The sequence below is a fragment of the Novosphingobium sp. genome (genome assembly GCF_031424035.1).
In the GTDB taxonomy this organism is placed as follows: domain Bacteria; phylum Pseudomonadota; class Alphaproteobacteria; order Sphingomonadales; family Sphingomonadaceae; genus Novosphingobium.
Genome location: NZ_JANPGP010000126.1, coordinates 1 through 20,887, shown reverse-complemented (window position 1 = coordinate 20,887; position 20,887 = coordinate 1). Strand labels below are relative to the sequence as shown.

At 63.9% G+C, this 20,887-nt stretch carries 21 protein-coding genes; 10 read left to right on the top strand and 11 right to left on the bottom strand.

What is annotated here, in order from left to right; all coding sequences use genetic code 11:
- Both cysS and RMO89_RS17390 read left to right on the top strand, forming a co-directional pair.
- Positions 1 to 1,470, top strand: a complete 1,470-nt coding sequence (cysS, locus tag RMO89_RS17395) for a cysteine--tRNA ligase (protein WP_310534719.1) — start codon at positions 1 to 3, stop codon at positions 1,468 to 1,470.
- Positions 1,467 to 2,405, top strand: coding sequence for a D-2-hydroxyacid dehydrogenase (locus tag RMO89_RS17390; protein ID WP_310534718.1), 939 nt, complete (start codon positions 1,467 to 1,469; stop codon positions 2,403 to 2,405). The genes cysS and RMO89_RS17390 overlap by 4 nt, the downstream gene beginning before the upstream one ends.
- Here the strand turns inward: RMO89_RS17390 and RMO89_RS17385 are convergent, their stop codons facing one another.
- Positions 2,406 to 2,786 carry a hypothetical protein gene (locus tag RMO89_RS17385; protein WP_310534716.1) on the bottom strand — a complete coding sequence of 127 codons (381 nt, stop codon included), beginning with the start codon at positions 2,784 to 2,786 and terminating at the stop codon, positions 2,406 to 2,408.
- Positions 2,776 to 2,964, bottom strand: coding sequence for a hypothetical protein (locus RMO89_RS17380; protein WP_310534715.1), 189 nt, complete (start codon positions 2,962 to 2,964; stop codon positions 2,776 to 2,778). The genes RMO89_RS17385 and RMO89_RS17380 overlap by 11 nt, the downstream gene beginning before the upstream one ends.
- 98 nt (positions 2,965 to 3,062) lie before the next feature.
- On the opposite strand from RMO89_RS17380, the gene RMO89_RS17375 reads away from it, so the two are divergent.
- Both RMO89_RS17375 and RMO89_RS17370 read left to right on the top strand, forming a co-directional pair.
- Positions 3,063 to 3,713, top strand: coding sequence for a S24 family peptidase (locus tag RMO89_RS17375; protein WP_310534712.1), 651 nt, complete (start codon positions 3,063 to 3,065; stop codon positions 3,711 to 3,713).
- 187 nt (positions 3,714 to 3,900) lie between these two features.
- Entirely contained in the window at positions 3,901 to 4,563 is a 663-nt protein-coding gene (locus tag RMO89_RS17370; protein ID WP_310534734.1) for an MBL fold metallo-hydrolase, read from the top strand.
- Between the two features lie 16 nt (positions 4,564 to 4,579).
- Here the strand turns inward: RMO89_RS17370 and RMO89_RS17365 are convergent, their stop codons facing one another.
- On the bottom strand, positions 4,580 to 4,975 hold the full coding sequence (locus tag RMO89_RS17365; protein ID WP_310534711.1) for an MAPEG family protein: 396 nt from the start codon (positions 4,973 to 4,975) through the stop codon (positions 4,580 to 4,582).
- A gap of 172 nt (positions 4,976 to 5,147) precedes the next feature.
- Between RMO89_RS17365 and rpmF the strand changes: the two genes are divergently transcribed.
- From rpmF to RMO89_RS17340, 5 genes are all read left to right on the top strand, one after another.
- Positions 5,148 to 5,327 (top strand): 50S ribosomal protein L32, encoded by a 180-nt coding sequence (rpmF, locus tag RMO89_RS17360; protein WP_310534709.1) that lies wholly within the window; start codon positions 5,148 to 5,150, stop codon positions 5,325 to 5,327.
- A gap of 23 nt (positions 5,328 to 5,350) precedes the next feature.
- Positions 5,351 to 6,430, top strand: a complete 1,080-nt coding sequence (gene plsX, locus RMO89_RS17355) for a phosphate acyltransferase PlsX (RefSeq protein ID WP_310534708.1) — start codon at positions 5,351 to 5,353, stop codon at positions 6,428 to 6,430.
- Positions 6,427 to 7,398, top strand: coding sequence for a beta-ketoacyl-ACP synthase III (locus RMO89_RS17350; RefSeq protein WP_310534707.1), 972 nt, complete (start codon positions 6,427 to 6,429; stop codon positions 7,396 to 7,398). The genes plsX and RMO89_RS17350 overlap by 4 nt, the downstream gene beginning before the upstream one ends.
- 126 nt (positions 7,399 to 7,524) lie before the next feature.
- A complete protein-coding gene (locus tag RMO89_RS17345) occupies positions 7,525 to 7,818 on the top strand; it encodes an integration host factor subunit alpha (RefSeq protein ID WP_310534706.1) in 294 nt (97 codons plus the stop codon).
- The gene (locus tag RMO89_RS17340; RefSeq protein WP_310534704.1) at positions 7,818 to 8,213 is read left to right on the top strand and encodes a MerR family transcriptional regulator; all 396 of its coding nucleotides are present in this window, start codon (positions 7,818 to 7,820) and stop codon (positions 8,211 to 8,213) included. Before RMO89_RS17345 ends, RMO89_RS17340 begins: the two co-directional genes overlap by 1 nt.
- A 179-nt stretch (positions 8,214 to 8,392) precedes the next feature.
- On the opposite strand, the gene RMO89_RS17335 is transcribed toward RMO89_RS17340, so the two are convergent.
- Genes RMO89_RS17335 through RMO89_RS17325 form a run of 3 tightly spaced genes read right to left on the bottom strand, consistent with a single transcriptional unit; the run spans position 8,393 to position 12,112 of the window.
- Complete coding sequence (locus RMO89_RS17335) at positions 8,393 to 8,941, bottom strand: histidine phosphatase family protein (protein ID WP_310534703.1); 549 nt, start codon at positions 8,939 to 8,941, stop codon at positions 8,393 to 8,395.
- Positions 8,942 to 8,965: 24 nt separating this feature from the next.
- Positions 8,966 to 11,677, bottom strand: a complete 2,712-nt coding sequence (locus RMO89_RS17330) for an ATP-dependent DNA helicase (protein ID WP_310534701.1) — start codon at positions 11,675 to 11,677, stop codon at positions 8,966 to 8,968.
- Between the two features lie 51 nt (positions 11,678 to 11,728).
- The gene (locus tag RMO89_RS17325; RefSeq protein WP_310534699.1) at positions 11,729 to 12,112 is read right to left on the bottom strand and encodes a MarR family winged helix-turn-helix transcriptional regulator; all 384 of its coding nucleotides are present in this window, start codon (positions 12,110 to 12,112) and stop codon (positions 11,729 to 11,731) included.
- Positions 12,113 to 12,310: 198 nt separating this feature from the next.
- On the opposite strand from RMO89_RS17325, the gene RMO89_RS17320 reads away from it, so the two are divergent.
- Positions 12,311 to 13,972 carry a lysine--tRNA ligase gene (locus RMO89_RS17320; protein ID WP_310534698.1) on the top strand — a complete coding sequence of 554 codons (1,662 nt, stop codon included), beginning with the start codon at positions 12,311 to 12,313 and terminating at the stop codon, positions 13,970 to 13,972.
- Between the two features lie 17 nt (positions 13,973 to 13,989).
- Here the strand turns inward: RMO89_RS17320 and RMO89_RS17315 are convergent, their stop codons facing one another.
- The 5 genes from RMO89_RS17315 to RMO89_RS17295 all read right to left on the bottom strand — a co-directional run.
- The gene (locus RMO89_RS17315) at positions 13,990 to 15,633 is read right to left on the bottom strand and encodes a hypothetical protein (RefSeq protein WP_310534696.1); all 1,644 of its coding nucleotides are present in this window, start codon (positions 15,631 to 15,633) and stop codon (positions 13,990 to 13,992) included.
- An 89-nt stretch (positions 15,634 to 15,722) separates the two neighbouring features.
- Entirely contained in the window at positions 15,723 to 17,558 is a 1,836-nt protein-coding gene (locus tag RMO89_RS17310) for a DUF885 domain-containing protein (protein WP_310534695.1), read from the bottom strand.
- Positions 17,549 to 18,235, bottom strand: coding sequence for a 2OG-Fe(II) oxygenase (locus tag RMO89_RS17305; protein ID WP_310534693.1), 687 nt, complete (start codon positions 18,233 to 18,235; stop codon positions 17,549 to 17,551). Before RMO89_RS17305 ends, RMO89_RS17310 begins: the two co-directional genes overlap by 10 nt.
- 149 nt (positions 18,236 to 18,384) lie before the next feature.
- A complete protein-coding gene (locus tag RMO89_RS17300) occupies positions 18,385 to 19,434 on the bottom strand; it encodes an RcnB family protein (RefSeq protein WP_310534692.1) in 1,050 nt (349 codons plus the stop codon).
- Between the two features lie 642 nt (positions 19,435 to 20,076).
- On the bottom strand, positions 20,077 to 20,887 hold an 811-nt coding region (locus tag RMO89_RS17295), incomplete at its 5' end, for an ATP-binding cassette domain-containing protein (RefSeq protein WP_310534691.1).

Genomic DNA, 20,887 nt, shown 5'->3' with positions numbered 1-20,887 from the left:
ATGACCGAAACCGCCCCCCTCAAGCTCTTCAACAGCCTCAACCGCCAGCTGGAGCCATTCCAGCCGGTCCATCCGGGCGAGGCGCGGGTCTATACCTGCGGGCCGACGGTCTACAATTACCCGCACATCGGCAATATGCGCGCCTATGTTTTCGCAGACGTGCTGGGCCGCACGCTGAGCTTCAAGGGCTACAAGCTCACCCACGTCATCAACATCACCGATGTCGGCCACCTGACCGACGATGCCGATGCCGGTGAGGACAAAATGGAGAAGATGGCCTCCGCTCAGGCGCAGTCGATCTGGGACATCGCCGAGCATTACAAGCAGGCCTACTGGGCCGATGTGAAGGCGCTGAACATCCGGGGGCCAATGAATTCGGGCGAGCCCTCGGCCGCGCACTGGACAATCGCCACCGACTACGTCCCGCAGATGATCGACTTTGCCAAGGGCATTGCCGAAAAGCACTGCTACGAGATCGACAGCGGGCTCTATTTCGATGTCTCGACCGTTGCCGATTATGGCCGGCTCGCCCGCGCCGTGACCGAGGACGGGGAGGGCCGCATCGACGAGGTGGAAGGCAAGCGCAACGCCGCCGACTTCGCGATCTGGCGCAAGACGCCCGCGGGCGAGAAGCGGCAGATGGAATGGGATTCGCCGTGGGGCAGGGGCGCTCCCGGCTGGCACCTTGAATGCTCGGTCATGTCGGGCGCGGTGCTGGGCTTCCCGTTCGACATCCACACCGGCGGTATCGATCACCGCGAGATCCACCACCCCAACGAGATCGCCCAGAACCAGGCGTATTGCTGCACGAATGGGCTGGATAATGCCGAAAACAGCGGCGCGCGGGTGTGGATGCACAACAACTTCCTCGTCGAACGCTCAGGCAAGATGAGCAAGTCGTCGGGCGAGTTCCTGCGGCTGCAACTGCTGATCGACAAGGGCTACCACCCGCTTGCCTACCGCATGATGTGCCTGCAGGCGCATTACCGCAGCGAGCTGGAGTTCAGCTGGGAAGGGCTCGGCGCGGCGCTGGTGCGGTTGAAGCGGATGGTGATAGGCGTTGAACGTCTGAAGGCCCGGGCAGAACTTGAGCCTGCCGGTCAAGCAGACCTAAATTTGGACCAGATCGACGAACGAATATCAAATGATCTCAATACCTCAGAGGTGCTGGTTATCGCTGAGTCGATTGCTGGAATGAAGGGATATGCTTCTGACCGTCTCGCCGCGATTAACACGGCCGATAAGATACTAGGCCTGAACCTTCTCACGTTGGACCGCACCGATCTCCGCATCCGCCCAAAGGCCGCCACCATTAGCGAAGCCGAAATCGAAGCGACGCTCGCCGCCCGCAAGGAAGCGCGCGCGTCGAAGGATTTCGCCACTTCCGACCGCCTGCGCGACGAACTCGCCGCACAGGGCGTTGAGGTGATGGACGGCGACCCGCTCGGCTGGGAATGGACGCTCGGGTGACGTTCACCGTCATCAACGGCCTGATCCGCCCGCTACTTGAAAGCCGCCTGCCGGATTGGGTCGAGCCGCGCTGGTATATGTCCACCGACGAGCTGATGGAGCTCGCTCCGCAGGCCGAGATTGGGTGGCTGGATAGCTATGAGGACGGCGCGACCGAGGCGGCGTCGCGCATCGCCACAAAGCTGCGCTGGATCAATACCATCGCCGCCGGAGTCGAACATTTCCCGCTTGATGCCTTCCGCGCGAACGGCGTTGCCCTCACCAACGGCGCCGGGATCAACGCCGTGACCATCGCCGAATATGCGGTGATGGGCATGCTGGTCGTCGCCAAGGGCTACCGGCAGGTCATGCGCGCGGCGGAGCGGCATGAGTGGCTGGCTGACAGCCCCGGCAAGGTCGAACTGCTTGGCAGCAAGGCGCTGGTGATCGGCGCGGGGGCAATCGGCGGCGGCATTGCCGAGCGGCTGGCACCTTTCGGCGTCGAAGTGACCAAGGTGCGCCGCACGCCCGGGTCGGGCGAGCTTGGCCCCGATGACTGGCGGGCGCGGCTGGGCGAATTCGACTGGGTGATCGTCACCGCGCCCTCGACCAGCGCCACCGAACACATGATCGGCGCGGACGAACTGGCGGCGATGAAGTCCACCGCCACGCTGATGAACTTTGCGCGCGGCAATCTGGTCGATCAGACGGCGCTGGTTGCGGCGCTCAAGGCGCGGAGGATCGGGGCGGCATGGCTCGACGTGGTCGATCCTGAACCCCTGCCGCCCGAACACGAATTGTGGACGCTCGATAACGCGCATATCTCGATGCACCTGTCCGGCCGGGCGCAGAACATGATGTTCATCCGCAGCGCCGACCGGTTCCTCGCCAATCTCGACCGCTGGCACCGCGGCGAACCGCTGAGCCACGTGGTCGATCTCGGCGCGGGTTACTGATTACATCTCGTCCAGCAGCAGCAGTTCCACCTCGATAACGAAAGTCGGCACCGGCAGCATGTCGAGCCGGGCTTCGATCACGGCTGCGTCGGCCACCAACTGCCCGGGGATGGCGAACTCGTGATCGGGCAGGGCGACAATGAAGTGTTCGGCGGCTTCAACCGCTTCTGCCCCGGTGAAGGTGAAGGCGGCGGTGTGGCGGGTGCCCGAGAATGTGGCGCTCGCCCAGGGGCGCTCGGCGTGGCTGAGAAGTTCGGCGTGGCCGCCGGCAAGCTCGATCAGGCTGTCGAGCAGGCGCGCCCAGGGGCTGCGGCCCTGACGTCCCCGCGCGGACTTGGCGGTCGCCTGCATGGCGCGGGTGGCGTGACTGTCAATTTGCATTGGCCGATTCTCCGTAAGTGTTCATGAAATGTTCCACCCGTCGTTCCGTTTCAGGACGCGGGCTGCGGCCATTGCGCAAGTCGCCGACGAAGCGCGGATCGTGCGCTGCCAGCCGGCCGAACTTGGTCCACGGCATTCCGGTCTGGCGCAGGAATTTCTCGATCCGGCGAATGAGCATTGAGCGTCCCTCCTTGGCGACTCGTTACTGGATGCCTGTTTAGGTGACCGGCGAAATCCTACTTGTCTAGGAAAATTACATCGTATACATCGATTGACATGGAAGCCACCGATCCCCGCGCCCGATTGCTCCAGCTTGCCGAGCAACGCGGCGTCAGCCTTGCCGCCCTTTCAACCCTGATCGGGCGTAATGCTACGTATTTACAACAGTTCGTGCGCAAAGGCAGCCCGCGCAAGCTGGACGAGGGGGATCGGCGGACGCTGGCCTCCTACTTTGGCGTGAGCGAATCGGAACTGGGTGCGCCGGGGGAAATTTCCCCGACGCGGGCCGAAGGCGGCAGGCGCAGTGACTTCGTCGACATTCCGCGACTGCCTCTGGGCGCCTCGGCCGGGCCCGGGGCCTTTGCCGCTGAAGAAGTGCCGGTCGGCACCTTCCGCTTTTCCACCCGCTGGCTGCGCGGGCAGGGGTTTGATCCCGCCATGCTCAGCGCGATCGAGGTAACCGGCGATTCGATGGAGCCGCTGCTGCGCGACGGCGACGAGATACTCGTCGACCGCACCCCGCGCCCGCTGCGCGACGGGGTTCATGTTGTGCGGATCGGCGATGCCCTGATGGTCAAGCGCGTCCAGTCTGGCGTGCCGGGGCGGATCGTGCTGGAGAGTGAAAACCCGGCCTATCGCCCGATCGAATTGCCGCCCGAGGAAGTGCGGGTGGTGGGGCGCGTGGTTTGGAAAAGCGGGCGTTTGTAGGTGCTGCTCAGTTGCACTTTGATCGTTACCCAGGCGCAGGCCGGGGCCCAGTCCCGACAAGAAAGCATTGCTGCGCAATACCCTATTCGTTCGCTGGGTCCCGGCCTGCGCCGGGATGACGGATGCATGATTTGCCCCGCCGCATTCCCAGTTGTCAGCCCGTGAAATGAGCGGCAAGGACGGCGGCATGACTGACACACTTCCCCCTCTCCGCGCCGCCATCGTGCCCGTGACGCCGTTCGAGCAGAACTGCTCGCTGCTGTGGTGCACCAAGACCATGCGCGGCGTGCTGGTCGATCCCGGCGGCGATCTTGATCGGCTGAAACTGGCGATTTCGCGCGCGGGAATCACCGTGGAAAAGCTGCTGATAACCCACGGCCACATGGATCACTGCGGCATGGCCGGGGTCTTGGCGCGCGATCTTGGTGTGCCTATCGAGGGGCCGCATCAGGATGACCTGTTCTGGATCGAAAGCCTTGACGATCCGTCGAAACGGTACGGGCTGGAGGGTGAGAGCTTCACCCCGGATCGCTGGCTGCATGACGGCGATACCGTGTCCTTTGGCGAGGTCGAGATGCAGGTGATCCACTGCCCCGGGCATACGCCGGGCCATGTCGTGTTCTTCCACGAGCCTACGCGGCTGGCCGTGGTGGGTGACGTTATCTTTCAGGGGTCGATCGGGCGGACCGACTTTCCCAAGGGCAACCATGCCGATCTGATCGCCTCGATCACCGAACGGCTGTGGCCGTTGGGCAATGATGTCACCTTCATTCCCGGCCACGGCCCCACAAGCACGTTCGGCCACGAACGGCTGACAAATCCGTTCGTGGCCGACGCCAAATACCGCTGAGGGCGGCGAATTCAGGTCAGAACTTGTTCAGCGCGATCAGCACGCTGACGACCACCAGACCAAGCTGGATCAGCATGCCGGTGAGCATGCCAATGCCGCGACCGGCCTTGAAACTCCCGTCCATGCCGATGGCGTGGGCCACGCGGCCCAGCATGAATACCGCACCAACCGGGGCGAGCCACGCGCCGCCCTTGCCGGCAGCCTCGACCAGACCGATGGCGATCAGGGTCAGCGGCACTTGCTCGACGAAGTTCAGCTGGGCGCGCATCCGGCGCAGGATGGCTTCGTTGCCGCCGTCGCCTACCGAAACGCCGTGCGCGTGGCGCAGTTTGCCGATGCGCATGCCAAGCCAGAAATTGATGACCAGCGCCGCGGCTGTGAGGCACAAGGTAGTTGGAAGCAGTACAATCATGGAATTCTCCCCCGTTTTCGTTACCCGAAAGGTCAGGGCAGGGTACCCCATTCCTAGCGGCTTGCAACGGCTGCTAAATAGTCTATAGGCCCGCCTTCGCTGTCACCGGGTTCGATGGACTTGGCATGGCAATACGATCCATTTTTTTGCAGATTCAGGAACAGGTGCCGCAATGGCTGTCCCCAAAAGAAAAACTTCGCCCTCCCGCCGGGGCATGCGCCGCAGCCACGATGCGCTGAAGGTAGATGCCTTCCACGAATGCGGCAATTGCGGCGAACTGAAGCGTCCGCACCACCTCTGCAACTCGTGCGGCCATTATAACGGTCGCGAGATCCTCGCCGTCGGCCTCTAAGGCCTTACGGGGGATCTGATCGCATGAGCCTGCCGCGTATCGCAATTGACGCGATGGGCGGCGATGAAGGCGTGCGCGTCATGGTTGAGGGCGCGGCGCTTGCTCGCCGTCGCCACGATCGTTTCAAGTTCCTGCTGGTGGGCGATGAAACGCACATCAAGGCAGCGCTTGAAAACCACCCGAATCTGCGGGCTGCATCCGAAATCCTCCACGCGCCCGAAACCATTTCGGGTGAGGAAAAGCCCAGCCAGGCGCTGCGCCGGGCCAAGCACACATCGATGGGCATGGCGGTTAACGCCGTGAAGGCCGGACAGGCCGGGGCCGCTGTCAGCGGCGGCAATACCGGCGCACTCATGGCGATTTCCAAGCTCGCGCTGCGCACCATGCCGGGGATCGACCGGCCCGCGCTCGCCGCGTTGTTGCCGACGCTGGGCGACAACGACGTCATCATGCTCGACCTTGGCGCCAACACCGAATGCGATGCGCGCAATCTCGTCCAGTTTGCCATCATGGGCGCGGCCTATTCGCGGATCGTCACCGATCTCGAATCACCGCGCGTGCGTTTGCTCAACATCGGCACTGAGGAAAACAAGGGCACCGAATCACTGCGCGATGCCGCAGGCCAGCTGAAGCTGGCAGCGCAGGGCCTGGAACTGACCTTTGACGGCTTCACCGAGGCAGACAAGATCTGCCGCGGCGATGTTGATGTGGTGGTGAGCGACGGGTTTTCCGGCAATATTGCGCTGAAAGCGGTCGAAGGCACGGCCCGTTTCGTCGGTGATCTGCTCAAGCGTGCCTTTACCTCTTCGCTGCGCTCGAAGCTTGGCTTCCTGGTCTCGCGTCCGGCGACCGAATTGCTGCGCGGCCACCTTGATCCCAACAACCACAACGGCGCGGTGTTCCTCGGTCTCAACGGCATCGTCGTGAAAAGCCACGGCTCGGCCTCGGCGCTGGGCGTGGCAAACGCGGTGCATGTCACCGCCCGCCTGCTTGAGGAAAACCTCATCGAACGCATTTCCGGCGATCTCGCCAAGCTTGGTGCCCACGGGCTGGGCAATGGCCGCGCCCCCAAGGGTGCTGCAGCCAAGGATTCTGCAGAATGACACTGCGCGCTGTCATTACCGGCACCGGATCGGCCCTGCCGGCGCGGCGCGTAGGCAACGACGAGATGGCACAGCTGGTCGATACCAGCGACGAATGGATTGCCGCTCGCACCGGCATCCGCAGCCGCTATTTCGCCGGCGAAGGCGAAACCACCTCGACGCTCGCCACGGCAGCGGCGCGCAAGGCGATTGAAGCCGCCGGCATTGACGCCAGCGCAATCGACCTGATCGTGCTGGGCACGACCACCCCGGACCAGACCTTCCCGGCCACTGCCACCACGGTGCAGGCCGCGCTCGGCTGCAATGGCGGCATGGCTTTTGACGTTCAGGCGGTGTGCTCGGGCTTTCTCTATGCGCTCGGCGTTGCCGAATCGATGATCCGTTCCGGCATGGCCAGCAAGGCGCTGGTGATCGGCGCCGAAACGATGAGCCGCCTGCTCGATTTCGATGATCGCGGCACCTGCGTGCTGTTTGGCGACGGTGCCGGCGCGATAGTCCTCGAAGCGCGGACAAGCGACGATCCCGATGCTCCGGGCATCCTTGCCACCAAGCTCCACGCGGACGGCGCACACAACGAACTGCTGTTCGTCGATGGCGGCGTCTCAACCACGGGGACAGTCGGCAAACTGCGCATGACCGGCAATCAGGTGTTCAAGCACGCGGTCAACAATCTTGCCGACGTGCTGCGCGAAGTGCTCGAAATCTCAGGCACACAGGCCTCCGAGATTGACTGGGTCGTGCCGCATCAGGCCAATTCCCGGATTATCGAAGGCACGGCAAAAAAGCTCGGCCTGCCGATGGACCGCGTGATCATGACGGTTGACAGCCATGCCAACACCTCGGCCGCTTCGGTGCCGCTGGCGCTGGACGCCGCGGTGCGTGACGGGCGGATCGTGCCGGGCCAACTGATCGTGCTTGAAGCGATGGGCGGCGGCTTTACCTGGGGCGCCAGCCTGGTCCGCATGTAAATTGTCGTCCGGACAGGGTCATCTGGCGTATTTTCTTGCGCAAGGCCAAGCGATTGCGTTGCAATTTTCCTACGGTTCATTATCGTCCCGACTCACGGGGGTCGCTATTGAGGGGGAAAGGAGCAGATGCGCTCCATGAGCACTTTAACTCGGGCAGACCTGGCTGACGCGATCAACCGGAAGATGGGACTTTCACGAGCGGAATCGCTCGGGCTGGTGGAATCCATCCTCGGTCATATGAGCGATGCCTTGGCCAACGGCGAAAACGTCAAGATCTCGGGCTTCGGGACCTTCCTTCTGCGCGACAAGGCGCAGCGGATCGGCCGCAATCCCAAGACCGGCGTCGAAGTGCCGATCACACCCAGGCGGGTCATGACCTTCCGCGCAAGTCAGCTTCTCAAGGAACGCGTTACCGGCTGATGAGCGACGAGGGGGCTCTCCAGTTCGACGCCCGCAAGGCGCCCGATGCGCTGCGGACAATTGGCGAGGTCGCCAAGGCGATCGGCATTCGCCAGCATGTCCTGCGCTATTGGGAAGAACAGTTCCCGATGCTGAAGCCGCTCAAACGCAGCGGCGGACGGCGCTATTACCGGCCTGAGGACGTGGCGATGGTCGAATCGATCGATCGGCTTGTTCACAAGGAAGGTTACACCCTGAAGGGCGCGAAGGCGGTGCTTTCGGGCAAAGGGGCGGGGGCTGAACGGGCACCTGCCGCCGCGCCGGTGGCACCGGCACCGGTTTCATCGGGCAGCGGCGTTCCCGTCGCTGCGCTGATGGATATCCGCAACCGCCTCGCTGCGGCGCTGGCCGTCTGATCGCTCGCCAGCAAAACCGAGTTTCGTCGCAACACTTGTCCGTCATCCCTGCGCAGGTGGGGTCCATCGGCGGATGCCAGTGCAATCGACGGTGGTTTGCACAGGCGTGGGCACATGGATCCCCGCCTGCGCGGGGATGACGGAGCGTGGGGATTGGGGTGAAGGTGGCTAAGACTAGCTCACCAGTCCGCCGGTTCCGGACCCAGTTCCGGGTCTAGATCGCGCGGGCGCATCAGATAGACGAGCTTCGCGCAGCCGTCGTGCAGGTCAGTCCAGCTATCGATATCGCATTCGAGAACAGCATAGGCCGCGGTCGGGAACTTGTCCTCCACCTTGGCGCGCAGCGGGCAGGTGCCGTCATCGGGGACGAGGTCGAAGATCAGGTCCTCAAGCCCCGGATTATGGCCGACCATCATGGCCTTGTTCACGCTGTCTGGCAGGTCGTGCAGCACTTCGGTGAGGATCACCGAGCTGGCGAGGTAGATGCGCCGGTCCCAGATTACCGGCACTTCGCGGCCCGCAGCCTTGGCGGCAAGCTCGATAGTTTCGGCCACGCGCACGGCAGGGGAGGCGATGATCTGTTCCCACTTCATGCCGTGCTCGACGATGTGCTTGCCCATCAGTGCCGCGCCCTTGCGGCCGCGCGCGTTCAGCCCGCGGTCGAAGTCACGCGCCTTGGCGTCGTGCCAATCAGACTTGGCGTGGCGGAACAGGCCTAAAAGTTTCATGACGGCAGCTTCATCGGCGGACGGTCACTCGCTCGCGGTTTCGGTGGGCACCGATACGCCTGAAGCACGCGCCGCTACCCGGTGCAAGGCCTCGTCGAGCGTCAGCCGCGTGATCGGGGTGCCTGGCGGGAAGGCGGAGAGCAAGCGGCTGGGGAAGGCGGCGGAGAGGACGACGAAAGCGCCGTGGTCCTGCCTGCTGCGGATCAGCCGGCCAAAGGCCTGCGCCAGCCGGGCGCGGATGATGCGGTCGTCATGGGCGGAACCGCCATTGGCCGCGCGGCGCGCGCGGTGCAGGATCGATGGCTTGGGCCACGGCACCTGCTCCATGATCACCAGCCGCAACGAATGGCCGGGCACGTCGACCCCGTCGCGCAGCGCATCGGTGCCGAGCAGGCTCGACCGCGGATCATCGCGGAAGATGTCGACCAAAGTGCCGGTGTCGATCGGATCGACGTGCTGGGCGTAAAGCGGCAGGCCCGCGCGGGCGAGCCGGTCGGCGATGCGGCCATGGACCGCGCGCAGGCGGCGGATCGCGGTGAACAGCCCTAGCGCTCCGCCGCCCGATGCCTCTATCAACCGTGAATAGGCCCCGGCGAGCGCCGATATGTCGCCCTTGGGCACGTCGGTAACGATGATCACCTCGGCCTGATCGGCGTAGTTGAACGGGCTCTCGCTGAGCGACAGGTGCGGCTGGACATCGACGTGGCTCGCACCCGACCGGGCAATCGCCGCCTGCCAGTCATCCCCATCGCGCAGGGTGGCCGAAGTGACCATTACGCCGTGCGAGGGCTCCAGCACGGTCCGCGCAAATGGCTTCATCGGATCGAGGTAACGGCGATGTATGCCGACATCGAATTCGCGGGCATCGCCGCGTTCGACGGCCAACCAGTCGACGAATTCCGGATCCGCCGGTCCGCCGAGCCGTTCGAGCAAGGCTTCCCACGCACCGATCAGATCAACCCGCCATGCCAGCGAAGCGCGTGCGCCTTCGATTCGCGCACGGCCTGATCCGTCGAGCCAGTCGGGCGGTTCGGCAAGGATAGCCTCAAGCCGCACGCCAAGTCGGATCAGCGGGCTGCGGATATCAGCCAGCGCGGACTGGGCGGCACCTGCGAGCTCGTTGAACGGGCCGTCGAGCTGCGCCGCCTCGGTCTCCAGCCCATAGCCGGCTTCCTGCCCGCCGCTTTCGTCGCGGGCATAGGTCACCGTGCGAACGGCCTGCAACAGGTCCTCGAGCGGGCCGGAGGGCATGCCGTCATTCAGCCGCTGCAGCCAGCCGTCACCGGGCAGGGCCTCGGCGGCGTGGCGGGCGGCGGCGATGGCTTTTCCGCCGGCCTCGTCATAGCTGGCAAGATCGGCAAGCCGCGCGGCGAGGCCACGGCGGCGGCCCTTCGATCCGCGTTCCGGGCCGATGACCCAGCGGCGCAGTTCGATCAGCTCGGTGCCGGTCAGCGCGGCGGCAAAGGTGGAATCGGCGGCCTCGAACACATGATGGCCTTCGTCGAACACCAACCGCGTCGGCCGCTGCGCATGGTCACGTCCGCGCGCCGCATTGACCATGACCAGCGCGTGGTTGGCGATCACGAGGTCAGCCTGCGCCGAGGCGCGCGCCGAGCGTTCGATGAAGCATTTCCGGTAATGCGGGCACCCGGCATAGACGCATTCACCGCGCCGGTCGGTCAGCGCGGCGATGCCCCGCTGGCGGAACAGCGTGCCGAGCCAGCCGGGCAAGTCGCCGCCGATCATGTCGCCGTCCTGGCTATAGGCCGCCCAGCGCGCCACCAGTTGCGCCATGATCGCCGCGCGCCCATTGAATCCGCCTTGCAGCGCGTCCTCAAGGTTGAGCAGGCACAGGTAATTCTCGCGCCCCTTGCGCACGACCACCGGCTGGCTGCCATCGGCGCGCTGGCTGGGCCATGCCCTTGCGCTTTCGCGGCGCAGCTGGCGCTGCAATGCCTTGGTATAGGTCGAAACCCAGACCGTGCCGCCTGACTTCTCAGTCCACACCGAGGCGGGCGAGAGATAGCCCAGCGTCTTGCCGATGCCGGTTCCCGCCTGGGCGAGCAGGACGTGCGGCCGGTTTTCCTTCTGGCGCGGCGCAAAGGTTCGCGCGGCCTCTGCGGCATAGGCCTGCTGACCGGCGCGCACTTCGGCGCCGCTGCCGGTCAGCGCTGCCAGCCGTGCGGCGACTTCTTCAGGCCCCAGCGAAACCTGCGCCGGTTGCGGGCGCTCGGGCGCTTCCTCCCATTCGGGCAGCTTGCCGAACAGCCCGCGCTCGGCGCGTTCGGGCTTGGCAATGCGCGGGGCGAGCAGAGGCGCCCACGGCCAACGCAGGCGGGCAAGCGATTGCAGCGCAGACCAAGCGCCGTCACGCTCTTTCCACGCCGGCTCCTCGCACCGCGCCAGCAGCGTTCCGGCGGCAAGCTGGAGCAGGGCGGGCACTCCGTCGTCACTCGCTGGTTCAGCCAGGCCGAGGGCATGAGCGATGCCCTTGGGCGTCGGCACGATGAACTGCGCGGGGTGGATGAAAGCGAACAGTTCGAGCAGGTCGAGCCCCGACAGGTCGGGATAGCCCAAGCGGCTGGCGACCAGCGGCGCGTTGAGCATGATCAGCGGCGTATCGGCCGCCGCCATGATCGCCTCGCCCTTTGCTGCCCCGCGCGTGGTTCCCGCGCCATCGCGCAGCCAGCAGCCCGAATGGCTGGCGTGGATCGCGGGAAGGGGCAGGGGACTCATGATCTCGGATTAGAACGGAAATGGAACAGAGGGCAAGCCGCTTCCGCTGTTTCAGGCGGCGGCGGGCTGGCAATTATCGGCGAATTTGCCGAGATAGCCTTCCATTGCTGCACGGCCGGCCGGGGTCAGCGACACCTGAATATGCTCCCAGTTTCCCGGTGAGTCGCCCTGTGCGGCAAAGCCGAAGTGGCAGGCGCGTTCAAGCGCGCTTATCACGATCCCATTGGAAAGGCCTAGTGACCGCGCGGCGGACGAGACCGTGATCGGCGCGCTATCGCCAGGCGCGGCATAAAGGTGCAGCAGCAGGTCCCAGCCCCCGGCGCTGATCGCTTCGTCAGCGAAAAACTCGCTGCGCATCTGGCGGTAGTGAATCAGTTTTCGGGCAAGCAGGCTCAGGTCCACCGGATCGGCGGACGATTTCTTCCATTTGAACAACGTATTACCTTGCGACTCGAGAAATGCCGAAGCGGCCGCCCTTGTTCGGGCTTTTTATCGAGCGGCGCGGTTAGCCGTTGCGGCCTGTTCGTCCAAGCCGATTTGGCGGTTCAGGTGCGCAGTTCGTCGATTTTCCGGGCGACTGGCACCAGACTTCGCACTTGCGAAAACCGCGTGGGTCCGCGAAAGGCCGTGCCCATGACCGAAGATGCACTCCTGTCCGCCGCCAAGGTTTCCAAGGCCTGGCCCTTCGAGGAAGCCCGCAAGCTGATCAAGCGGTTCCCGGAAGGCAAACCCGGTGGCGCGGCGGTGCTGTTCGAGACCGGCTATGGCCCTTCGGGCCTGCCGCACATCGGCACATTTCAGGAAGTGCTGCGAACCACGCTGGTGCGCCGGGCCTATGAAACGCTGACTGGCGGCGCCCCGACGCGGCTGGTGGCGTTCAGTGACGATATGGACGGCCTGCGCAAGGTGCCGGATAACATGCCCAATCAGGGGCTACTCACCGCTTACCTCGGCCATCCGCTCAGCCGGATTCCCGATCCGTTCAACAAGTACGAAAGCTTCGCGCACCACAACAACGCGATGCTGCGCGATTTCCTTGATCGCTTCGAATTCGACTATGAATTCGTTTCGGCTGCCGATCGCTACAACTCGGGTGCCTTCGATGAGGCGCTGCGCGGTGTCCTGCGCAATTTCGGCGGGATCATGGACATAATGCTGCCGACGCTGCGCGAGGAACGGCGCAAGACCTATTCGCCGATCCTGCCGGTAAGCCCCCGCACGCATCAGGTGCTGCAGGTTCCGGTCGAGGTCGTCGATGCCGAAGCCGGGATCATCCGGTTCGAGGATCATGGCGACATGGTCGATCATTGCATCTTCGGCGGACAAGCAAAGCTGCAGTGGAAGGTCGACTGGGCGATGCGCTGGGTCGCACTGGGCGTCGATTACGAGATGTGCGGCAAGGATCTCACCGATTCCGTGCGCGAAAGCGGCAAGATTGCCCGCGCGCTGGGCGGCCGACCGCCGGAAGGCCTGATCTACGAACTGTTCCTCGACGAGAATGGCGAGAAGATTTCCAAGTCGAAGGGCAACGGCCTGACCATCGATCAGTGGCTGACCTATGGCAGCGAGGAAAGCCTGGGCTTCTACCTGTTCCGCGACCCGAAGAGCGCCAAGTCGCTCCATGTCGGCGTGGTGCCGCGCGCGGTCGATGAATACTGGCAGTTCCGCGAAAAGCTGGCCGATCAGCCGATCGAACAGCAACTCGGTAATCCGGTGTGGCACTTGCTGCGCGCCAATCAGCGATCCCCCGCGAAGGCTGGGACCTCAGGCATTAGCGCGCAAACTCATGAGGTCCCCGCCTCCGCGGGGACTCCGGGCGCGGGCGATAGCCTGCCGGTGACTTATGGCTTGCTGCTCAATCTTGTCGGCGTGCTGGGGCCGAACGCGACGCGCGAACAGGTCTGGTCGTACCTTGCGAATTATGTCGCGGATGCGCGGCCCGTTGCCCATCCGCAGGTCGACGTGCTGGTCACTTCGGCGCTGGCCTACAACCGCGATTTCGTCGCGCCGACGCTTGCCCGTCGCAAGCCCGAGGGCGGCGAGGCAGCGGCATTGGCGGCGCTTGATGCCGCATTGGCTGCGGCAGGTGATCACGCCAGCGCGGAAGAGCTGCAGAACATGGTCTACGAGATCGGCAAGAACCCGGACTACGGGTTCGAGGGCCTGCGCGACTGGTTCAAGTGCCTTTACGAAACCTTGCTCGGATCGAGCCAGGGGCCGCGCATGGGCAGCTTCATTGCGCTTTACGGGGTCGCAAACACGCGCCTTCTGATCGCCGAGGCCCTCGCAGCCTGACTTGCGGCGCCGCTACCTCAGCGGCGCTGGAACAGGGCGAACAGCCGATCGATGAGCTTGCTCCAGAACGAGGGGCGCGTTTCCGGCATCGGGGCAGGAGCCTCACCGCCGCTGATCATCCTCGCGCGCAGGCTGTGGCCGGCCTGCGGAGCGAATTCGCGTGGCGGCAGAGGCGGCGGCGGCAGATCAGGTTCGAACGGCGCAATATCCTCGGCGCGGACGGCGGGATTTTCCTCGCGTTCGGGCCAGACCGTATCCCCCATTTGCCGTTCATTGTCAGGCGTGACCGCCCACGGCTTGTAGCCTTCCTTGATCTGCTCAGGCGTCAGAGCGGCTGGCCGCGGCTTGATGAGTTCCTCAATGGTTGCCTGGACGGTCGGGTTGGGCTTCGTGTCGTCTGATGTAACCGGAGCAGGAGCATCCGGCTCGGCTGGAGCGGTGTCCACAACCGTAGCGAAATCCACCACCGACTGGGCGGGCTCGACCGGGGCGCTGTCCACGGCATCAGCCACTTCCAGCTCGGCAGGATCGGCGGGCGTTTCCTCGGCCGCCATTGGTTCGGCCACTGGCTCGGGAAGTTCCTCCTCGGCTTCGGCTGCAATCTCGACGAAACTTGCGGGGTCTTCGAATACGTCGTCGACCGCAGGCTGCTGCGGCTCAAGATAGGGGCGGTAATCGAACGGATCGTCGGCCAGAGTAGGCTGGCTTGGTGGCGGTGGCGGAGCGACACCCAGCGCGGCGCTGGCCATCATCTCGTCCATGCTGCTGCTATCCTCGCCTTCGGCGAGTGCGAGTACCGGCTTCTTGGCGGCGCGCTTGATGCCGATGCTGAGCAGGCTGGCCTCTTCGGCACCTTCTTCGTCTTCGCTCGGCTGGTGCGCCGGGGCCAGACTATCCTCGGCAACCATCGGGGGCGGCGCGGCGGCGGCAATGGCCACGACTTCGCCGCCAGCGAGATATTCGTCACAGCTCAGCACGGGGGCGTCGAACGAGGGGTAGACCCCGTTATTCGCGGTCAGCACGCAAAGCGGGCGGCCCATGCGGCGCTTGGCGAAACTGTCGCGCAGTGCCTTGTGGAACAGGACCGAAAGGTAGCACGAGGCAATTGTGCCGGCGCGGATCTCGTCAGGGTCGGGGGTCTCGCTGGAAAGCAGGTGCTGCTCCAGCTGGGCCAGCGCGCCATAGAGGTCGTCCACGCCGCGAAAGGCGATGGCATGATCGACGCCTTCGCAATCGCCCGCCCACTGGCAGCCGAACGAGGAATAGCCGTCAAGCAGATCGTTGCGGTCCGATTCGGAGAACGGAAAGGCCTCGTCCGAGAAATAGGCGGTTTCAACCGGCAGGCTCATCAGGCCGGCACCATCGGGCTTTGGCGCGCGGCCTTCGGGATCGCCGAATGACAGGCAGATGGACGTCACCGGCTGTTCTGCGCGGTCGAATTTCTTCAGCCCTTCGTCGAGAGCCTCCCAGCCGGAAATCTCGATATCTTCGTGGGATACCGCCATGAAACGCCCAGGAAACGGCGCGCCTTCACCCGTGAACGGCTGCAGGAGCGTGCGCAGGTGCAGGGCCGCGTCGTCGGCAAGACCGCGCCGCAGCATGTCCTCGATCGACTGGCGGAAAGCATCCTCGTGCTGCCCGTCGATGGTGATGGAATCCACTCGTCATTCTCCACGTACCCGTGACAGGGAAACTAGGAGCGATTGGTTACCCCCCGGTTAGCGAAACCGGATTTCTGCGACGAGATGCTTTAGCCGCCTGCCGCGATCCAGCGGTCGATCTTCGCTTCCAGCACTGGCAGCGGCAGCGCACCCGAACCGAGAACCTGTTCGTGGAAGGCGCGCAGGTCGAATTTTGGCCCAAGTGCGGCTTCGGCCTTCTTGCGCAGGCGTTGTATGGTCAATGCGCCCACCTTGTAGGCGAGCGCTTGTCCCGGCCAAGCGATGTAGCGTTCGACTTCCGCCGTGGCATCGGTGCGGCCCATGCCGGAATTGGCGAGCATGTAATCGATCGCCTGTTCGCGGCTCCAGCCCTTGGCGTGTAGGCCCGTATCGACCACGAGGCGCATGGCGCGCAGCATTTCGTCGTCCAGCGTGCCCCAGTGCTGCATCGGGTCCTTGTAGAGCCCCATCGAATAGCCGAGTGTCTCGGCATAGAGCGCCCAGCCTTCGACAAAGGCCGTATTGCCGCCAAAGCGCTGGAAATCGGGAAGCGCGGTATTCTCCTGCGCCAGGCTGATCTGGAAATGATGCCCCGGCGCGCCTTCGTGCAGGTAAAGCGTCGCCATTCCGGTGAGGAAGCGGCTGGGCAGGTCATAGGCGTTGTAGAAGAACACGCCGGGCCGTGTGCCGTCCGCCGAACCCTGGTTGTAGGAACCGCCGGCTTCGTACTTTTCGCGGTAGGCGGGGTAGGCCTCAATCTCGAGCCGGGTCTTGGGCACCTTGTTGAAATAAAGCGGAATTTGTGTTTCGACCGTCTTGGCGATGGCGGCGAAACCGCGCGCCAGATCGTCGCGGGTCTTGGGGTGATAGCGCGGATCGGTGCGCAGCACGTCGAAGAACTGGCGCAGGCTGCCACTGTAGCCGAGCTGCGATTTCACGCTTTCCATGTCGCGCTGAATACGGGCGACTTCGCCAAGCCCAAGCTGGTGCACTTCCTCGGGATCGAGAGCCAGCGAAGTGTGGAGCTTGATCATCTTGCGATAGAGCGCTGGCCCGCCCTTCATCGCCGAAATGCCTGGCTGGATGCGCGCGGCGGGCAGGTATTGCTCGGCCAGGAAGGTCCGCAAGCGCTGGTAGGCGGGGTAGATTTCACTGCGGATCACGGAGAGATAATCGGCCGCCAACTTGCCGCGCACAGCCTCGGGAATCGTCTTCGGCATGTCGCGGATGGGCGCGTAGAACGGCGATTCTTCCGGCTTCTGCGCCAGCAGGGCGTCAATCTGCGCGATCATATTTGTCGTAGTCAACTTTGAATCGACCACTCCGCTGTCCAGCCCTTCGCCAAAGCGCAGCACTGCGGTGTCGAGCACCTTGGGCACGACTTTTTCGATAGCCAGCGCGCTGCGGTAATCCGCCTCGGTCTTGAACGGCAGGTTGCCGGCAATCAGCGAGGGAAATTCCACGTGAAGCCCGCCGAAATGGGTCAGCGGGCGGACGGCGGTAAGGGCCCGGGTTTCCGGCTGGAGAAAATCGATCGACGTGCGCGTATCGCCGAGGAAGATGTCGTACGAAATCTGCCGTTCCGCGCTGAGCCGGCTGCGGTTGATCCGGCTCAGCGCGGCCAGGCTCTGCTTCGCGGCGGCAAGCCGGCGGCGGTCAAGCGCGTCGGTGAAGATCTGACTGATCAGCGCCGGTTCTGCCTGTTCGCCGCGATAGATCGCCTGCAGCGGGGAGTTGGCCCGGTCGCGCTTGGCGTCCTGTGCGAACAGCAGCATCAGCTTCTGGTCATCGCTGCGGTCCGGCAGACTGGCGGTCGCCACCGGAGCAGCGGCCAGCTGGGGCACGTCCTGCGCCAGCGCGGCGGTGGCAAGAGAGCCCATCAGCGCGGCGGTTAGCGCGAGGGCTACCCCTGTTTTCACGCCCATCGGCGCGTCCGGTACCATTTGGTAATCACGTATTTTACCCCCCTGATCACCGGCATACCGGCGTGCAGTGTATCAATGTTCGGCGTGCCATCGGGCAGCGCGTTGTTCCACACCAGCATGACCCCGCGCTGCGGCGGGATCGACAGGCCAAGGCGGACGAAGTCAGTTGTGCCGCCTTCCTCAACATCGTTGAGATAGATCATCGCCGTCCAGCTGCGTTGCCCGCCGCGGACAACCTCACCGTCCCAGTAACTGGCCTTTGTCCAGAACCAGTCGTTATGGGCGCGAAATTCCTGACCCACCGTATAGCGCTGGCCTTGCACGGCCTCGCCAAAGGCTGGCGTCATGCCCAGGCAATCGTCGATGCGCCGCTCGATCATTTTGACGAAGGCGTCACCGCGATCGACATCGCCCGAATAACTGGTGCGAAATTCGCTGTCCTGCCCGTGTTCATACAGCGTGGAAGGCCGCGCATTGTCATCGACGATCTTGATGAAGCGGTCGCATTCCTCGGGCCCGAGGAAATCGGTGATGCCATAGATTTCCGCGCCTTCGACCGGAAACTTCTGTGCCCCCGGATCGGCCGCCAGCCGCCGACGGACGATCTGCCCGACTCGCTTCAGCGCCTGTTTGTCCGGGTTCGGAGCATTGTTGTAAGGTTCGAGTGCGGGATCCATCGCCCATTCGTCATGCTATTGATTTCAAAGACTGCCTATCGCGGCCTGCGCGAAGGGCAAGAACAAACGGACGAAGGGCCCCCGTTCATCTGCGAACGAAGGCCCTCCTTTTCCGGTCCACTCAACCGGAGGACTTAACCGGGACTGGCTTACCAGAACACGTCGTAGATCGTGTCGACCACTTCGCCGGTATAGATGTCGACCAGCAGGGCGTCATCGTAATAGCGAACCCAGCGATAGGGACCGTAGGCTTCAGGCAGGCGGTACTGCCAGGGATCGTTGATCCAGTAGCTCGACCCGAAGAACAGGCTGTCCATGAAGAAGCCGACCGACAGGCGGCGGTAGGAATAGCCCCGGTACGGCGCGTTGTAATAGCCGATGCGGAAGGCGTTGCGGTTGGTGTTGCGGTATGAATACCAGTCATACCGGTTGTTGCTGCGCCAATCGCGGTCCCAGCGCCGGTTGGTGTTGTTGTTTGCACCCCAGCGATTGTTGTCACGCCACGAGTTGTTGTTGCGATAGGTGTCACCGCGGCGATCGTCACGCCACGTTTCCGTGCGCCCATCGCGGTTGCCATCGCGCCAGTTGCGACCGTCAGTCTGACGGGTGGTTTGGGCCGGACGCTGCTCTGTGCGAGCCGTGCCATAGCGGTCACCGTCACGGCGCGAATTGCCGCCGTTCCACTGGCTTTCCGCACGCGGAGCGGTCTGCGTGGTGGCCTGTCCGCCGCCATTCCAGCCGCGACGACCCTGCGTCGCGCCGCCGTTCCAGCTGCCGCGCGTCTGAGCGTCAGCCTGCGAATTGGCCTGAGCCTGGGGAGCCTGCTGCGCCTGTGCCTGCCAACGGCCGCGCCAGTTGGGGGTGCTGGTTGTCTCAGCACTGGTACGGCCACCACCGTTCCAGCTGCGCTGCTGCTGGGCAGGGGCCGCTGCCGGTGCCTGCACCTGGACTTGCGCCTGTGCCTGCGGAGCCGATTGCTGGCGCTGGGCACGGCCACCGCCGTCACCGCCGCCACGATTGCCGCCGCCCCACTGGCGACCACCTTCGGAGGTGCCGCCACTGACGTTGCCGGCGGCTTCACCGCCGCGACGACCCCAGCCGCGTTCTTGCGCTTCGGCCGAAGCCGGGAGCGAAGCCACGGCAGCTGCAACCGCAAGCGCGGCCCAACCACTCGATTTAAGGAAATGCTTCACGGCCATGGCCGATCTCCAGATCAAAAAGCACCGCGACCCTTCGCGGCGTCCACTGTTGAGGGGTTAACGGTTCCCTACTTTCGACAGGCTGAATGGGACTGCCAGCTTCCCGTTCAGGTTTGGGCGGAGTTTTATGAAGGCGGCCTGGAGCAAAAGGTGACAGAGGTGACAGATCGGGTAAATGTGTCACCCTGATTTCTGGGTTGAAAATCAGACAGTTGATTGGAATTTAGGTGACACATAGCCGTTTTCCAGCGTGTGCACGAAACTTCGACCGACAGTGAGAAAGAGCGTGGTTTGCTTGTCTCAAATCCCGGCGATGTAGGAAAGGTTGGGGGAATTCTCTGGCGGTGCGAGTCGTATTCCAGGGGGAAACGCGGAGGCTGGCGTTAACTTCTGACCACCAGATGCCCTCATCCAGCCGCCGTCATCCTGAACTTGTTTCAGGATCCATTCCTCCGCGCGCACGGAGGGTTCGGAGGGGTGCGGGCGGCACCCCAAGCGCCTATCCCATGGTTCCGGCTGAAACGGCACGATGGATCCTGAAACAAGTTCAGGATGACGGAGTGAATTGGGGCGAGGAAAGAACGTCGGAAAAAGAAGCGAGGGCCGGGTCAGCGCATCCGCCAGACCCGGCCTGTAGTATCCTCAGCGCGTCAGCTTCTTGTAGGCCAAGCGCGTCGGACGATCCGCAGCGTCACCCAACCTGCGGCGCTTGTCTTCTTCATAAGCGGCGAAGTTACCTTCGAACCATTCGACGTGGCTGTTGCCTTCGAAGGCAAGGATGTGCGTGGCGAGGCGATCGAGGAAGAAGCGGTCGTGGCTGATGACCACGGCGCAGCCAGCAAAGTTTTCGATGGCGTCTTCCAGTGCGGCCAGCGTTTCGACGTCGAGATCGTTGGTCGGTTCGTCGAGCAGCAGCACGTTGCCGCCGGCTTTCAGCATCTTGGCCATATGGACGCGGTTGCGTTCACCGCCCGAGAGCTTGCCAACGTTCTTCTGCTGGTCCGCACCCTTGAAGTAGAACGCGCCGACATAGGCGCGGGTGCTGGTTTCCTGATTGTTGACCGTCATGTAATCGAGCCCGTCGGAGATTTCCTCCCAGACGTTCTTCTTCGGGTCCAGGTGATCGCGGCTTTGGTCGACGAAGCCGAGGTGTACGGTCGATCCGATTTCGATCGTGCCGCTGTCGGGCACTTCCTTGCCGGTGATGATCTTGAACAGCGTGGACTTGCCCGCGCCGTTGGGGCCGATCACGCCGACGATGCCGCCTGGGGGCAGGGTAAATGACAGGTCGTCGAACAATAGCTTGTCGCCGTAAGCCTTCGAGACATTGTTGACCTCGATCACCTTGCTGCCAAGGCGTTCGGGCACCTGGATGACGATCTGGGCCTTGCTGATCGGGCGATTGTCCTGCGCGTTCTGCAGTTCCTCGAACTTGCGGATACGGGCCTTTGAC

Excerpts from the sequence above, each read along its gene's own strand:
- RMO89_RS17375 (WP_310534712.1), top strand. The coding sequence starts at position 3,063 with ATGGAAGCCACCGATCCCCGCGCCCGATTGCTCCAGCTTGCCGAGCAA.
- RMO89_RS17310 (WP_310534695.1), bottom strand. The coding sequence starts at position 17,558 with ATGGGCGTGAAAACAGGGGTAGCCCTCGCGCTAACCGCCGCGCTGATG.
- RMO89_RS17300 (WP_310534692.1), bottom strand. The coding sequence starts at position 19,434 with ATGGCCGTGAAGCATTTCCTTAAATCGAGTGGTTGGGCCGCGCTTGCG.
- RMO89_RS17305 (WP_310534693.1), bottom strand. The coding sequence starts at position 18,235 with ATGGATCCCGCACTCGAACCTTACAACAATGCTCCGAACCCGGACAAA.
- RMO89_RS17340 (WP_310534704.1), top strand. The coding sequence starts at position 7,818 with ATGAGCGACGAGGGGGCTCTCCAGTTCGACGCCCGCAAGGCGCCCGAT.
- RMO89_RS17380 (WP_310534715.1), bottom strand. The coding sequence starts at position 2,964 with ATGCTCATTCGCCGGATCGAGAAATTCCTGCGCCAGACCGGAATGCCG.
- RMO89_RS17335 (WP_310534703.1), bottom strand. The coding sequence starts at position 8,941 with ATGAAACTTTTAGGCCTGTTCCGCCACGCCAAGTCTGATTGGCACGAC.
- RMO89_RS17345 (WP_310534706.1), top strand. The coding sequence starts at position 7,525 with ATGCGCTCCATGAGCACTTTAACTCGGGCAGACCTGGCTGACGCGATC.
- RMO89_RS17365 (WP_310534711.1), bottom strand. The coding sequence starts at position 4,975 with ATGATTGTACTGCTTCCAACTACCTTGTGCCTCACAGCCGCGGCGCTG.
- RMO89_RS17320 (WP_310534698.1), top strand. The coding sequence starts at position 12,311 with ATGACCGAAGATGCACTCCTGTCCGCCGCCAAGGTTTCCAAGGCCTGG.
- RMO89_RS17385 (WP_310534716.1), bottom strand. The coding sequence starts at position 2,786 with ATGCAAATTGACAGTCACGCCACCCGCGCCATGCAGGCGACCGCCAAG.
- RMO89_RS17370 (WP_310534734.1), top strand. The coding sequence starts at position 3,901 with ATGACTGACACACTTCCCCCTCTCCGCGCCGCCATCGTGCCCGTGACG.
- RMO89_RS17330 (WP_310534701.1), bottom strand. The coding sequence starts at position 11,677 with ATGAGTCCCCTGCCCCTTCCCGCGATCCACGCCAGCCATTCGGGCTGC.
- RMO89_RS17350 (WP_310534707.1), top strand. The coding sequence starts at position 6,427 with ATGACACTGCGCGCTGTCATTACCGGCACCGGATCGGCCCTGCCGGCG.
- cysS (WP_310534719.1), top strand. The coding sequence starts at position 1 with ATGACCGAAACCGCCCCCCTCAAGCTCTTCAACAGCCTCAACCGCCAG.
- plsX (WP_310534708.1), top strand. The coding sequence starts at position 5,351 with ATGAGCCTGCCGCGTATCGCAATTGACGCGATGGGCGGCGATGAAGGC.
- rpmF (WP_310534709.1), top strand. The coding sequence starts at position 5,148 with ATGGCTGTCCCCAAAAGAAAAACTTCGCCCTCCCGCCGGGGCATGCGC.